The 13908-nt window shown below is 42.1% G+C and carries 9 protein-coding genes; 5 read left to right on the top strand and 4 right to left on the bottom strand.

What is annotated here, in order from left to right; genetic code table 11:
* Positions 1–172 precede the first annotated feature (172 nt).
* Positions 173–4273 carry a glycosyltransferase gene (locus HMPREF9069_RS08785; RefSeq protein ID WP_021625516.1) on the bottom strand — a complete coding sequence of 1367 codons (4101 nt, stop codon included), beginning with the start codon at positions 4271–4273 and terminating at the stop codon, positions 173–175.
* A gap of 296 nt (positions 4274–4569) precedes the next feature.
* On the opposite strand from HMPREF9069_RS08785, the gene HMPREF9069_RS02375 reads away from it, so the two are divergent.
* Positions 4570–6822, top strand: coding sequence for a glycosyltransferase family 2 protein (locus HMPREF9069_RS02375; protein WP_021625515.1), 2253 nt, complete (start codon positions 4570–4572; stop codon positions 6820–6822).
* A gap of 391 nt (positions 6823–7213) precedes the next feature.
* Positions 7214–7690 (top strand): PTS sugar transporter subunit IIA, encoded by a 477-nt coding sequence (locus tag HMPREF9069_RS02370; RefSeq protein WP_021625514.1) that lies wholly within the window; start codon positions 7214–7216, stop codon positions 7688–7690.
* Between the two features lie 107 nt (positions 7691–7797).
* Here HMPREF9069_RS02370 and HMPREF9069_RS08780 read toward each other — a convergent pair whose 3' ends face one another.
* The 3 genes from HMPREF9069_RS08780 to HMPREF9069_RS02355 form a co-directional block, all read right to left on the bottom strand.
* Positions 7798–9942, bottom strand: a complete 2145-nt coding sequence (locus HMPREF9069_RS08780) for a glycosyltransferase (RefSeq protein ID WP_021625513.1) — start codon at positions 9940–9942, stop codon at positions 7798–7800.
* A 63-nt stretch (positions 9943–10005) separates the two neighbouring features.
* Positions 10006–11145: a CDP-glycerol glycerophosphotransferase family protein gene (locus HMPREF9069_RS02360; RefSeq protein WP_021625512.1), complete on the bottom strand. Its 1140-nt coding sequence runs from the start codon at positions 11143–11145 to the stop codon at positions 10006–10008.
* A gap of 9 nt (positions 11146–11154) precedes the next feature.
* Entirely contained in the window at positions 11155–12471 is a 1317-nt protein-coding gene (locus tag HMPREF9069_RS02355) for a CDP-glycerol glycerophosphotransferase family protein (protein ID WP_035438194.1), read from the bottom strand.
* Between the two features lie 283 nt (positions 12472–12754).
* On the opposite strand from HMPREF9069_RS02355, the gene HMPREF9069_RS02350 reads away from it, so the two are divergent.
* Genes HMPREF9069_RS02350 through HMPREF9069_RS09750 form a run of 3 tightly spaced genes read left to right on the top strand, consistent with a single transcriptional unit; the run spans position 12755 to position 13802 of the window.
* Entirely contained in the window at positions 12755–13030 is a 276-nt protein-coding gene (locus tag HMPREF9069_RS02350; protein WP_198009697.1) for an AlbA family DNA-binding domain-containing protein, read from the top strand.
* Positions 13031–13057: 27 nt separating this feature from the next.
* On the top strand, positions 13058–13378 hold the full coding sequence (locus HMPREF9069_RS09365) for a hypothetical protein (RefSeq protein WP_021625509.1): 321 nt from the start codon (positions 13058–13060) through the stop codon (positions 13376–13378).
* Positions 13272–13802: an ATP-binding protein gene (locus tag HMPREF9069_RS09750; RefSeq protein WP_353640729.1), complete on the top strand. Its 531-nt coding sequence runs from the start codon at positions 13272–13274 to the stop codon at positions 13800–13802. The genes HMPREF9069_RS09365 and HMPREF9069_RS09750 overlap by 107 nt, the downstream gene beginning before the upstream one ends.
* Positions 13803–13908: the final 106 nt, after the last annotated feature.

Raw genomic sequence — 13908 nt, 5'->3', positions numbered from 1 at the left:
TCCGATAGGTTTGTAGAATGCCTCGTCACTCTGCCAGCTTGGTATAAAGAAGTACAAGATAGTTACTGATAACTCAATGTCAAATAGACATAAGTACTCATTGTAAAACGTGTCACCTTGTAGAAACACATGGTGGCACGTTTGGTTACTGAGCAAATTGGGGTGAAGAAAGTTAGGACAGCCCCAGTTTTCTTAGGATGAGACTTGGATTGCGCAGTATTCTTTTCGCTCTTCTGAAAAAACGTTTTAGCCTTAAGCCCAGCTTAATAATTTTTCTTCCCTGTATCTGGGAAAGCCTAGTTTGCAACTTATTTGCAACTTTGAGGTTTGATGCTGCCAATCTATTGGAAGTATTTATTTCATTATTCTTGGTATTAATGATTTCCTTGAGCATACAATACGATGTGATATTTCGCTCAAAAGAATAGAGTTCAAATTCAGGTATGAGCCATCGCTTGTTTTGTTCGATACCAGAAAGCTTCGAGAATTGCGACCTGGCATGGCGTAACATGTGTTCGCGTAGTTCACATGCAGTAGTCCATCCTTTGTCCTCTGGAGAATGAGTTGAAATTTCGGCACTCATAGCAAGAAATACCTGGAAATAACTGTAGCAATTGAAGAACCTTGATTTGCTTGACATTGTTGATTCTGAGCGAACTCGGCGCCTGTACAGTGAGTCATGAATACAATTCGCTCGTCTTGCATGTAAAAGGGACTTGAACGTATAGAAGTTATCCTCATAAATGATTCCAGGAAGAAACCAGAGATTATTATTAATAAAATGTTCCTTACGTGTCATCTGCATACAGGGAGAAACCCAATAGTCCCCATCATTCCATAATTCTTGGAACAATGCAGGTCCATCAAGGACACCTGAGTGTAGATAATGTCTTTGATAATTCCCATCAAAGCGTTTGTACACTTCTAGGTCATCATTAGAATGCGCAAAACTTAAACCCTCAAAAAAGAGCACATCAAGCTTTTCGAGCTCCATTTTTTCGTACAGTTTTTCAAACGCATGAGTATCAAGTATGTCATCGCTATCAATGAAGTAAATATATCTTCCTATTGAATAACTAACACCTGTATTGCGCGCAACACTTTGACCTTGATTTTCTTGATGCAGAAGTATTATTCGTTGGTCATTTTCAGCGAATTTTTTGATTAGTTTAGATGAGGAGTCCGTGCTTCCATCATCTACGCAAATGATTTCAATGTCGTTTTTACTTTGGTTTACAAGAGAATCAAGGCACTCCGAAAGGTATTCTTCGGAGTTATATATGGGAACAACAACGCTAATTGATGGGAGAACCGTGCTTTTTCGAGGAATTACTACAACCTCTGTTTGTGCCGCAGGCGAGGGCATTATTTTAAAGCCAGCGTGTATTCCTTGGAAGAAGTTGTAATCCGCTTCTTCTTCGTATGATTCGCAAGCTAAATTGAAAATACCTGTACTGCGTACAGCATCGGAATCAAGTGTGTGGACCGCGATGCTTTGTGCATTGTTACTGGTCAATAAATTAAAATCGCTATGGATCGTATGTGCAGCTAGTGCACGAGCACTTGAGAGAACAAGCGGGTTATTGTATTTATTAGATGCAAATGCGCCATTTTCCCCAAGAAGATTTATCCATGGGTTGGCAAGTGCAGAAGCATATGAATTTATATGATTTTCCCTGCGTTCCTTTGAAGTGTGTACCTGGATTATTACCGCGGTATCACAGATGGAGATCTTTGAGGCCTGCAATAGTGCGATTGAGCACAGAAGTGCATCATTTCTAAATGACGCATCAACCTCAAATCGATAGGGAAGAGATTTTAAAAAGCTTGTCCTATAAACTTTACCTAACACACTTGGTGAGCTAACTTGAAATAGTTGTTTTGGTGCGGTAGTTGAATTAAACGGGCGAACGCTGCTGTAAATCACTTCGTCGTAGCCGAATGTCTCTTGTGACAACTTTTTTGAATCCAAGTTGTAGCTCGCTTGTTTGCTGAGCAAGATGTCAGGAGATTGTTCCCTTATGGTTTCCCCCCAAAGTTCAAGGCATGATGGCTGCAGGAATGTGTAGTTATTGATAAACAGGATATAAGTACCTTGGGATTTGTTTACCGCGGTATTGCGTAAGGATTCGCCACTGTTATTAATAACTTTGAATCGGGGATCCTCATGTGTGTATTTGACTAAAATTTTGGCAGTATTGTCTAGCGAGTTTTGATCAAAGCATAGAACTTCAAAACTAGAAAAAGTTTGAGCAAGTAAGCTATCCAGACATGTTCGAAGGTTTTTTTCTCCATTTCGAGCTTCCAGCACAATAGTAAATAGTGGAGATTCCTTAGAACTTGAAGACTCAAATTGCTGAGGTAGAGTCTTGTGGCGCGCAGCATAGGATTCTGGGCTTTCCAGAACCTGTTCGATAAATCTGCGATATCTATCACTAAGGTCATCAAATTTGAAAGAACCAGACTCCAATCCGTGGGTAAATTCAGCTTGGACTTCTTTTAAGAAACCAATTCTCAGATTGTTAGCAAGGCGCCTATCATTCCAGTCGTATACGGTAGCCGTGCGCGACCAGATGACTGATCTATAAGCTTTCTTAAGGGTAGGTCGTGCGTTCATATAGGCGTGGACAGATTTCATCTCGTCGCAGACGCAAAATACCTTGCCTAGAGAATGCACACTACTGTTATCGTTATCAATCCGGTAATGCAGCCATCCCTTTTTTAGCAGAATCATGGACTTAGCTGCCATAATAACTTTTAATAAAAAGGCTGTATCTTGATAGGAAGCACCAGGAGTCTCTAGAAAATCAATCTCATTTTTTTCGAGGAAATCTTTCCTATAAATGCCGCTCCAGATTCCTGAAGCACCATCTAAAATCTTTTTCTTTTCGTCTACGGTAAGAACTTTGTTATAAGGTACGCCAGCATAACGTTCAAACAGAGTGTCATGTTTGATAGGTTTGGTCTGGAAACAATGCCAATTTGCTTTAACAACATCTGCACTTTTCTTCGTAGCGACCGCAAACAGATTGGCATACATTGTAGGAGAGGCAAAATCGTCTGTTTCAACAATCCCAATATACTCACCCTGGGCGCGCTTAAGTCCCAAATTCATTTGGTAGCCATAACTTTTCTTATCTGAAACTATTACAGTCACGCGGGGATCGTTTTTCTCGAACTCTCTTAGTATCTCTAGAGTGCCATCAGTGGAGCCTGCATCAACGCAAATAATTTCAATATTACGTAGAGTTTGATCGCAGACACTCTGTACACATTCACGAATATAAGGCCTCACGTTGAGCGAGGGCATAATAACGCTTATTGCTACGGTCTTCCAATTTAAAACTTTTTGCGCTTCAGACCAGATGCTTGCTTTATAAAAGAATTTCCTCGGCTTGTCTGCTACACCCAGTTCTTTAAAGGCCCTTGATAGTGCTGGAGCCATTTCCTGATACGTAGAGATATTGATGCTGTTTTTATGCCAGCTTGTAAACGTGACACAATAGTTGATGAAGTCCTGCTCAAAGCGGTCATAAAGATTTTTTTCTTGGAGAAAATCTCTCACTTTGATGAGAGCATCAAAAAGGCAGTGCCAACTTTTTTCTCGTGTAACGGCTAGAGATCCTTCATGCACTCTCTGATGAATCAAGATGTCATTGATATAGTCGATTCTCTTGGCAAGTAGGGTAGCTCCCACCACAAAAAATAAATCGTTTGTTGTGCGTTGTTCTTGGAAATACAAGGAGGAATCTTTAATGAATTGGGTTCTGAATAATTTATCCCAAGGCCACCAAATAAAAGCCTCAAAAAAATCCTTCTTTATATCGATTGCTTGGAAGTGGTTATTAGCTGGTATCAGCTCAGATTTGATAGTCCATGGAATATCAATAGTTTCTTTTGTTTCGTGAATGAATTTGTTGCACCTACATACGGCAACATCTAGCTGTTCAAAATCAGAAATAGCAACTAATTTTTCCAACATGGTTGGTTCAAAGACATCATCACTATCTAAAAAACTGAGGTATTCTCCGGTGGCAACTTTCATTCCATTGTTCCTTGCGGTACCTGCACCAGCGTTTTTTTGTTCTATTACCTTAATGCGAGAATCTTTTTTTGCAAATCTGTTTAGGATAGCAAAGCTTGAGTCACCGCTGCCGTCGTCTACGCAGATTACCTCGATATCACTTAGAGTCTGAGATAGAACACTTTTCAGACATTCGTCGAGATACTCCTCTGCGTTATAGATGGGAATGATTACAGAAACTTTTGGCATGGTGAATATCTTTCTCGTCTATTTATGTTGCCTCATTATCTTATAACGAATATAGAAAGCTAGTATTCCCTCGAGTTTTGTTTGAATTTTGTTTCAGAGTTATTGTTCGTACTGGTATTCAAATTTTATTTGCGAGGGTAAAGTGTCTACACGTAAACGTGAGCTCATTGATGATCTTTTCGGTTTTCCTAGTTTTAGTTTTATCTGCTAGATGGTGAGTAACCTGTATGTATTTTAATGCGGAAACATTAGTTTTATAATTCTGTTAGGTGTTGATATTTCCGAGGGGATAAACAATGAATTTTATTTCCGTTGTCCTATCAGTGTTGAATGATGCGCCTTTTTTGAATCAGTGTCTCGATAGCTTCCTTGTTCAATCGTCTAATAACTTTCAACTAATATGTGTTGATTTGGGTAGCAGCGATATGTCACTGAAAATTCTTACTGAGTATGCCCAGCGTGATGAACGGATAACCGTAGTTAATCAGTCCGGGTGCACTCAAGAAGAAGCGTATGAGTGTGCAATTCAGCTTGCAGCGGGATCCTATATTTATTTTTGCAATGCAGGTGACTACGTCGAATCAACCTTTATCGAACATCTAGAAGAGCAGATATGTAGTTGTCCTGCAGATGTACTTTTTTTTGATGCAGAAACGTTTGATTCTCATACTGGTACGGTGATTCCGAAAACTCAAATGTGGCCTCAATTTTATAGTAATAAAACAATCTTCTCTTATAAGGATACCCCCCAGCATATTATGACGGTCTCGTCAACTGATATTTGGACTAAATTGTTTAGGTCTAGCTTCTTGAAAGATAAACAGTTAAACTTTTCACAATTTGGCAAGGCTGCTGAGGTTGTTTTTGTTGCGCTCGCTCTGTGTGAAGCGAATCAACTCGTGAGCCTCAATGAAAAGTTAGTACACCACCGCACAAAGAGAGGGAATCTTCGGCACACCAAACACTCATCAGTAGACATTTTTACTGCGGTGACACAGCTGTATACCGAGCTTTGCAATCGAAAGCGTTATGAAGAACTATATTTTTCTTTTGCAAATTTTGTTGTACGTTTGCTTGCACAATGTTTACATGGAGCACTCGATGCTCAGGAGCGTCTTGAGCTTTGTGGTCAGATTGTACACTCTGAACTGATAAAAAAGAGAGTGTTAGCTTTTAAGCGAGAATGTTATGAGAGCTGTGGAGATTATGATTGTGTTTGTGGATGTGAGTCAGCGTTTAGATATCACTCTAGGATAAAAAACCTGAAACAGGGCTCTACTGAACCCTATGTTCTTCAGGAGCGTACTCCAACGTTACATGCACCAAAAGTAACTGTTGTTATACCTGCTTTTAACGTGAATCCTTGGATTGGGCAATGTCTCGACAGCATACTTCATCAAACTCTACAAGAGATAGAAATAATCATTGTTGATGATGGATCTACAGACAACACTCTCAAAGTGGCATTGGAGTATGCTCGGCGCGATACGCGAATAACGGTCATGTCTCAGCGTAGGCCTGGTCACTCATGTGCCAGCTCAAGAAATGCCGCGTTGAACTGGGAACATCAGTGGGGAGATTACCTCTATTTTCTTGATGCTGATGACTGGATTGAGCCAGATACACTCCAAACTCTTTGGAGCAGAGCGGAAAAAGATCAGCTGGATGAAGTTATTTTTGATGGTGCAGCGTTTCTTGATGATACAGAAGTACCGAGTAAACAAGCAGAGCACGAGTTTACCAAGTTTTCCAAGTACTATCGTCGATATCATGGATATCTAGGTACTTGGGAGGGGAAGGAACTCCTATGCGTCTTGCATGCAGCGGAGGAATACCGCGTTAATGTTGCACTACAATTTTTTAATAAATCCTATTTTGATATCAATCATTTACGCTTCAATCAATCAGCTGCATATGAAGATAATGTATTTACCTTTCAAGCACTTTGGCATGCCAAGCGAGTTGGATATATACCGCAGACATTTTATCGTCGGCGCATTCGCAATGATTCAATTATGACTTCGAACAAGCAATTCAAACATGCACATGGTTATTTTCTTGCTTATCAAGAAGTTGTTGCGGAATTGTTGCGCTATCCGTCTGATGTTGTCCAACAGACACTAGCGGCGAATATGGTTGCGACACAATTGCTCCGCAATGCGCGCGATGATTACCATACTCTTAGTTTTGCAGAAAAATATTCATATTGGGCGTTGGACTCAGTTGATCAGAGAAACTTTGAAGTACTAATTCGAGAGCCAGATAATTTTCGAACGCATATGGAGAATGCCGAGGTGTCGAAGAAAAAGGCATATCTGGCAAAAGTGGCTGCAGAGAATACGATCCGCTCACAAAAGCAAACACTCAATAAAACTGAAACTGTGTTGAAGGAGTCTCTTGAAACGAATAAGCTACTCAAAAAACGTCTAGAATCTCTACGCTTATCTAAATCGTATCGCATAGGTTCAGTTCTTACTGCTCCTGCCAAAATAGCACGTAAAATACTCAAACAAAAAAATAGCCATATCAGAAAGACGCGTTACTATTAACGAAGATCTACGCTACACATGGTTTATGCTTTCCTATGCCTATTTTCATTATCGCAACTGTATTACTAGCCGTTGTTCTGCCTACGGTTAACCATCGATTTTTCTTAAATGATCTGGTGCTTTGGACAGCATGAATCCTAAGGTGCTATTTACACCTTGTATTGAAGTCTGTTAACTAAATTTACCTAGCTTTGATGCCAAAATCTTCGACGAAACTTAATATTCATGCAATGCATTGCCAGGTTCCTTTGGCAGTTCCTCTCATGGTGAATTGTTATCAGTACATGTAATTTCTAGTCATAAAACTTAGATATGCATTCCACGGAAGGAACCGCAAATATGATGCAGTCTTCGGAAAAAGTGCAAGTTTCCTGCATGACAGTTATTACATATGCGGGAAACTCGCGCTCTTACTACAAGTAAACATACTGATACAGGTGGGAGGTTGTGGTTAGATCCTAGGCTCTTCTTCCCTCATCTTGACTTCAAAAGCCGCGACGTAGTACTACATTTTCTCTGCAGTGAGATGGAGCGCATATTTGGGCTTGACGATAACTTTGAGAAACTTGTGTTCCAGCGTGAACAGGTTGCTTCCACCGCCTTTGGTAATCTTATTGCTGTGCCTCATCCTATTATTGCTGTAGACGCGCCCACTGCTATAGCTGTCGGTCTCCTTAATCACAAAGTTATTTGGGATGACAAACCAGTGCGTGCGATTTTTCTCGTCAATATAACATCTGACCCTGAGGGAGATCTTTCGGACTTTTATCGTGAACTAACTAGCCTATTTACCAATCACGATGCTATACAGAGATTATTAGATGTCCAAGACTTTTCTGTTTTTGTAGCTGAACTCGAGCGACAGTAGTATTTGTTAGATTAATGAGCAATAGCGTTAGCCTGAATCTAAGATGGCGCCAGCTGTGGATAAACGGGTAGCTGCAAATTACTTTGATACTAATAAGCAAGGGTTATTTAACTAAAAAATCTGTGTAACGTTGCTCTAAAACCCGCTGTCTGGATTGCATGATACAATCCCTTTAGATCCTTTTTTGACGATGTTTGAAGCTTCTTGTTTTGTGTATTGACCATGTTGTACTGTTCGCGTAACTCATTTCGATGATTGCGCATGTTTACATAGCGTTTAATACCAGTTTGCTTATGATAGAGTTCTTCATTATGAAGAAGCAGATAAAGTAATTCTTCAGGACTTTGAGTGACGAACTCACTTTGGTTTTCAAGGTGGGGCAAGAGCTGGGGAATATAGATCTCCTTTGTAAACCGCGCCTTGATTTTGAATGAAACAAAATCATCTTCCTGTAAATCTTTTGCAATGATATCTGCAGCGAAATGTTCAAACGATTTTTCAGCTTCAGTAAACGCGTTTTGCTCAATCAGTAGATTCTTTATTCGAATGAGGAGATTCATTTTAAGTTTATCGGGATCAATATTTTCTCGAGCAACGCGCACGGCACCCGCTGCTAAATCACGCTTGAGTACACGCTGACAATTGAGACTGCTGCATTCGATTGTGTAAGCAGCAAAAAGAGTTCGAAGCGTAAGTTCGGCAGAGCTCAACTCAAAAGGATTAATTTCTAATTTGGCGATAAAATCTTTAAATACTTTGGTCTTAATGCAGAAATTACCAAACTCCTTGGGCATGAGTTCAAATAGTTGAGAATAAATTGCCTTCAGAGGAACTTCTCCCACAGGGCAGTCGAGAGTGTTCAGGGAATTGAGTAACACTATATCCGCCGAGCTTTGTTGTACTACTGAAATCAGATCAAATGAAGTGTCTTTTTTTAGGGTAGCGTTACGTGCTAGCACGTATATCTTGTCTGTACGTACCTGTTCTAATGCATCGGAAATTGTACAGTCTAAATAAGTGATGCGTTTGTCATATTTAGCAACATTTTGAGTAAAAATAGCAGAGAAATCCCAACTGCCACCCGCATCTAAAGCAATGATGTCAATGGGTGCAGAAGTGTTTTGGGTATTAAGCAAACGTAAAATTGCCGAAATAAAGGCATAGTTGTTATGGGCATCTACTAGCAGGGTGAGCTGCGGTTTTTCGACGCGTTCAATATCCTTTAGGGTTTTATCATAGAGACCTACAGTTTCTCGATAAAAAATCTTACGCGTCTCTTCTATCTCGGGATTATCGAGCACGGCTTCAGGTTTTAGGCGGCAAAAAATTGCTTGTACGCGTTCAAGAAGCCTAGGCTCCGCAGTTTCTAAACGCATACCGTTAAAAATACTGACAATCAGGCGAAGCGTACGGCGGGCAAAATGCCTATATATTTGCTCGTCAGCCTCGGGATGTTGATCAAAAATTGCAAGCATATCTTCTATACGGGATAGAGGAATATCGTAGTCTGTAGTAAACATGGAAGAGTTCTCATTGGTGCGACGATAATGGTAATACGCCTTGGGTACCCATACGAGAGTTTTGGCTGTAAGCGCTGTATCAAAAAGCCAAGGGTTATCCACCCATCCTGCGCCATGTGCCTCGACAAAGTGAATATCGTTTTGGATGAGATATTCACGACGATAAATACATGCCCAAACTGCAGGATGATCCCGTACAGTTAAAGCTAACTCGGGCACTGTGCCAAGCGTAACGCGATGAGGCAATCCTTCATAGCTTGGAGGAGTGGTTACAGTTGCAGGTTCATACTCATTGGCATCCCAATAATGGTAAAAAGAGGAGCGAACTATATCAGCCTTTTTTGTTTCTGGATGCTGAGTGAGATATTTTTTTGCAGCAGGCATGATGTCTTGTTTGGGCAGGGTATCTAAATGTGCATAATGGTAGAGTTCTTCAAACATATGGATATCAACGAAGTCATCAGGTTCAAGAATGCCAATATACTCGCTCGTTGATGCAGCAATCCCTATGTTGACTGCGCAACCATAACCACCGTTTTCCTTGTCAATAAGTTTAAACTGTGGATAACGATTGACATAGTCCTGCAAGATAGCAAGTGAATTATCAGTAGAGCCATCATTGACGCAAATGATCTCAATATCTTTTAGAGTTTGTTGAGCTAGCGAATCTAAGGCTTGTCTGAGGTATTCTTCCTCATTGTATGTAGGTACGATTACCGATACTGCAGCCATCTGATATCCTTTGTCTCGCTAGTTGTCAGTACTAATTATTATCGCAAATTATATGAATTGGTTTTATTTATCTATATGCTTGCAGATGAGCTGAATAACGCGTTCGGTTGAATGCCTATTAAGCCCAGTAAAGTAGGTATTGATAAAGTTGGCAAACTCGGACTGGATATAGCGTAGTGCTATTGGATTATTTAGTACTTCTGCGATTTCACTTGCCAGAGCCGTACCAAAGAGCTGATTATCTTTCATCGGATCAATATTAAGACCAGGTGAAAGACGATACTCTTCGTAATCAGGCATATAAAAAAGTACGGGACAACCAACAATACCAGCTTCAAGAGCAATTGCAGAATAATCAGATATGACAACATCTGCTAGTTGTAGTAATTCTTCGGTTTGATGACCAAGCATTACAAAAACATTTGAGGGCAGTTCCTTTGGGTTTTTAAGAGTAGTAAGAGGATGTTTGGAGACAATGAGGTTAACAGGGAGCGGGACGATAGAGCGCGCCAACTTACAAATAGCATCTTCTGCCCAGTTATCTTTGATATGAGCAGTGCGAAGAGTGGGGGCATACAGGATGTTTTTATTGCCATTACAGAGCCAAGGATAGTCTTTTGCTAGGAGTTTTTTCACATGCTCCTTTGAAGGGGCTGCATACAGATTATCTATGCGGGGTAATCCCAAGGAAACTATTTTCTCTGCTGGATACCCAAAAGCTTCCGAATAAGCTTGCTTGCTTCCTAGACCAGTAGAGACTATGAGGTCATAGTTTTGATGCATATGGGCGAGTTTTGCATAGGAGCTCGAACGACCAGCAGGAGTATCGAGACTTTGGTAACCAAACTTTTTAACTGCTCCCACGGCATGCCATAGTTGAATGACAAAAACTCCCCGTCGCTTTGGGGGGATACAGATGCAGGGGTTGTAGCCGTCAAGGATAACAACCCTCGAGGTGCAGGCATACCAGAGCTGGTTACACATAGGGCCTATGAGCTGCATGATTCCATGTTGTTCAGGTTTAGTACAGCGAATTATAACGGGGAGCGCAGTGTCTATCTCAGCTAGTTTGTCCTTGAGCATGAGAAAATCCACAGATGGCTTGCTTCCTTGGCGTGAAAGCATAACGATACGCCTCTGGAGAGGGAAATGCCTAAATATCCATGCAAGCAGACGTAAGCCTATGCCTAATACCCTCAGCATCTTGTTGTCCTAACGCTGAGCAGTATTCAAGTTAAAAATATGTTCGATGGCGCGCTCTGCTGCGTGGCCATCGTCTTTGGGGAGGAAGTACTTACGGAAGCGCTTATATTCCTCACCATAGCTTGTTTGCCAGCTATTCAGTTGTTGTACGGCGTTGACGACTTCTTCGCTGGTAGTACACTTGGGCCCTGGAATTTTGTGTGGATCAAAGTAAAAACCACGTACATGGTCATCATAATATTCAAAGTCGGGCCAGTAGAAAATCAGCGGTCTATCAGTAACAGCGTAATCAAAGAACACCGATGAATAGTCTGTCATGAGTGCGTCAGCTACGATATAGAGATCGTTGATATCGGGTACAGATGCCGCGTTATAGACGAATGAACCATACTTTTCAAAATCAAATTCGTTAGCGATGTAATAGTGTGGACGGAACAAAATACGCCACTCATCGCTCAGCTCTTTTTGAAGTAAGTCAAAGTTGATGAGTGTGTCTTGAACGTAGCCAATTCCCGCTTTATAGTCGTTGTCACGCCAGGTGGGAGCGTAGAGCAAGAGTTTCTTGTTGCGTGGAATGTCTAGTTCGCTGAGCACAGCTTCTCTTGCTGCAGCAAGAGAACTTTCTGACTCGCAGGCACGGGCGACACGATCATTGCGGGGATAACCAACCTCTAAAACAACAGAAGGACGGCGTTCTTCTTCAAGTCCAAAAGCGTCGCTAAGGTGCAGCGAAGTAAAAGGAGAAGGAGAGATGAGATAGCTCCATTTGGCGGAGTCCATCTTAAAGCGATCCGCTAGTTCAAGCGTAGTATTAAGGGCATTTGTGGTATCTACTTGCACATCATAACCCAGTCTTTTGAGGGGCGTTCCATGCCAGCATTGCACATAGACCTGGTCGGGTTTGGGTTGCACATACTCCGGGCAACGAGCATTAAAAATCCAGTACTTTGCACAACCGAGTAGGCGCTGGTATTCCTCGGTACTGCGTTGGACAATATGTGCGCGAGCTAGGCGAGGATCATTTTGGAACTGCTGGAGCCTGTCCTCGCGGAAAATCCACCAGAACTCATAGTCATCAAAACGAGAATCTGCACAGAGTGCCTCGTAGATAGCACGAGGGGAGTCTGCAAAGGAACGCCCCATAAAGCAGCTAAATACGACAACCTTTGGATCAGTTTTGATGTTTGCCGTGAGTTTTGCATAGGTGCGACCTTCATGAGCCCACCACTTTGCGCGTGCCTTTTGACGAGCTTTGGGAAAATACCTAAGTACTGCCTTGCCCGCGGTACGTGCTAATTGGCGTAGTTTCATTTTGGCTGTATTCACGCCAGTCCCTTCATGATGTGTTTTCTGTTAATCCGAGTATAGGTTAAGGCGGATGCTTTGGGGGAGGGATGGTAGAACCTGACTTTTGCAGTGAATTTCTCCCGTTTCCGTGGTTTAGTTTGGGAAAAGGGGTCTATTGTTGTGACGATGTTTGTGTGGGAACTAGCTGGCTCCTCGGTTTTCTCATATCAGTCTGTTTATTGGAATGTTACCCCCGTCGGTAGCGTTTCGCTCTGCGATAGAATTAATTATGAATTGTTATCACATGGATGCGGAATGGTATATGAGCACAGACATTGACATTGCGTTGCTTGTAGAAGAGCTTCGTCATCACGATTCGGAAACCGAGTGGATTGAGTTCAAGTCAAATAATTCTAACCCAGAGATGATTGGGCAGAGAGTGAGTGCTTTGGCAAACTCCGCATGCAGACTTGGCGTTTCGACTGCTTATATAGTGTGGGGCATAGATGACGAGACACACGAGGTGACGGGCAGTTCGTTTTGCTATAGGCTCGAAAAGAGGGGCAATGAGGAGCTTGAGAATTGGCTCCATCACTAGCTTACGGATAATGCCTCTTTTGAGTTTATGGAGGCAGAGATTGATGGCAAGCACGTCACAGTGCTCATGGTGCGTGCAGCCTTCTATCACACGGTTGACTTCGAGGGGATTCCGTATGTCAGGGTTGGCAGCTACACAAAAAAATTGCGGGAGTATCCGACTGTCGAATCTGAGGTTTGGGATCGCATTACTAAGTCAGATTTTGAGAGCGTTACTGCGAAAGGTGGGCTTGTACTACCCGATGTGCTCTCACTACTTGACTACCCAAAGTACTTTGAGCTTCTCAACGCTCCGATGCCTCAGTCCCAGCAGGAGGTTGCTTGTCGATCTCATGCGTCTGGTGGATAACCCACCTAAGTCTAGGAATCAACGTCTTGCCAGCCTTATGAGGCGCTTCCGTTTTTGCGAGGAGCTTGGTACTGGATGGGATAAGATTATCTCCTCGTGTGAAGCATCGTATCTTCCTGCACCGAAGGTAGTTGAATATGAGGGAGCTGGAGGAAGCCTGAGGGTATCCCTCATGTCCTATGTACCTTACCGTTCGATGGATGCTTGGGATCGCATGATGGCATGCTATTGGCATGCGTGCATCTGCTTCACGAATGGTGATGTTATGACTAACAAGTCGCTCCGCTCTCGTTTTGGTGAAGGGGGGCCTAGCCAATCTACCGTCTCGAAGCTGCTTGCGGCGACAGTGGATGCGGAATTAATAAAGCCAGTTGATCCGTCAACTGCTCCTCGATATATGCGGTACGTGCCTATTTGGGCGTAAAGCTAACTTTCCCACAACTTTCTTTACGCCGCCCATCTGCAGAATACGAGCAGGTAAAGGCTTTATAGTGTCGTCATATTGATTGCCCGTAACTTTCTTTTGCCTG

This window comes from Atopobium sp. oral taxon 810 str. F0209 (assembly GCF_000466405.1).
Taxonomy (GTDB): Bacteria; Actinomycetota; Coriobacteriia; order Coriobacteriales; family Atopobiaceae; genus Olegusella.
This window is presented reverse-complemented; position numbering and strand designations above follow the sequence as displayed.

Bases quoted from the DNA above. Each gene is read 5' to 3' on its own strand.
- HMPREF9069_RS08780 (WP_021625513.1), bottom strand. From the start codon at position 9,942: ATGGCTGCAGTATCGGTAATCGTACCTACATACAATGAGGAAGAATAC.
- HMPREF9069_RS02360 (WP_021625512.1), bottom strand. From the start codon at position 11,145: ATGCTGAGGGTATTAGGCATAGGCTTACGTCTGCTTGCATGGATATTT.
- HMPREF9069_RS09750 (WP_353640729.1), top strand. From the start codon at position 13,272: ATGTGCTCTCACTACTTGACTACCCAAAGTACTTTGAGCTTCTCAACG.
- HMPREF9069_RS09365 (WP_021625509.1), top strand. From the start codon at position 13,058: ATGGAGGCAGAGATTGATGGCAAGCACGTCACAGTGCTCATGGTGCGT.
- HMPREF9069_RS02370 (WP_021625514.1), top strand. From the start codon at position 7,214: ATGCGGGAAACTCGCGCTCTTACTACAAGTAAACATACTGATACAGGT.
- HMPREF9069_RS02350 (WP_198009697.1), top strand. From the start codon at position 12,755: ATGAGCACAGACATTGACATTGCGTTGCTTGTAGAAGAGCTTCGTCAT.
- HMPREF9069_RS02375 (WP_021625515.1), top strand. From the start codon at position 4,570: ATGAATTTTATTTCCGTTGTCCTATCAGTGTTGAATGATGCGCCTTTT.
- HMPREF9069_RS08785 (WP_021625516.1), bottom strand. From the start codon at position 4,273: ATGCCAAAAGTTTCTGTAATCATTCCCATCTATAACGCAGAGGAGTAT.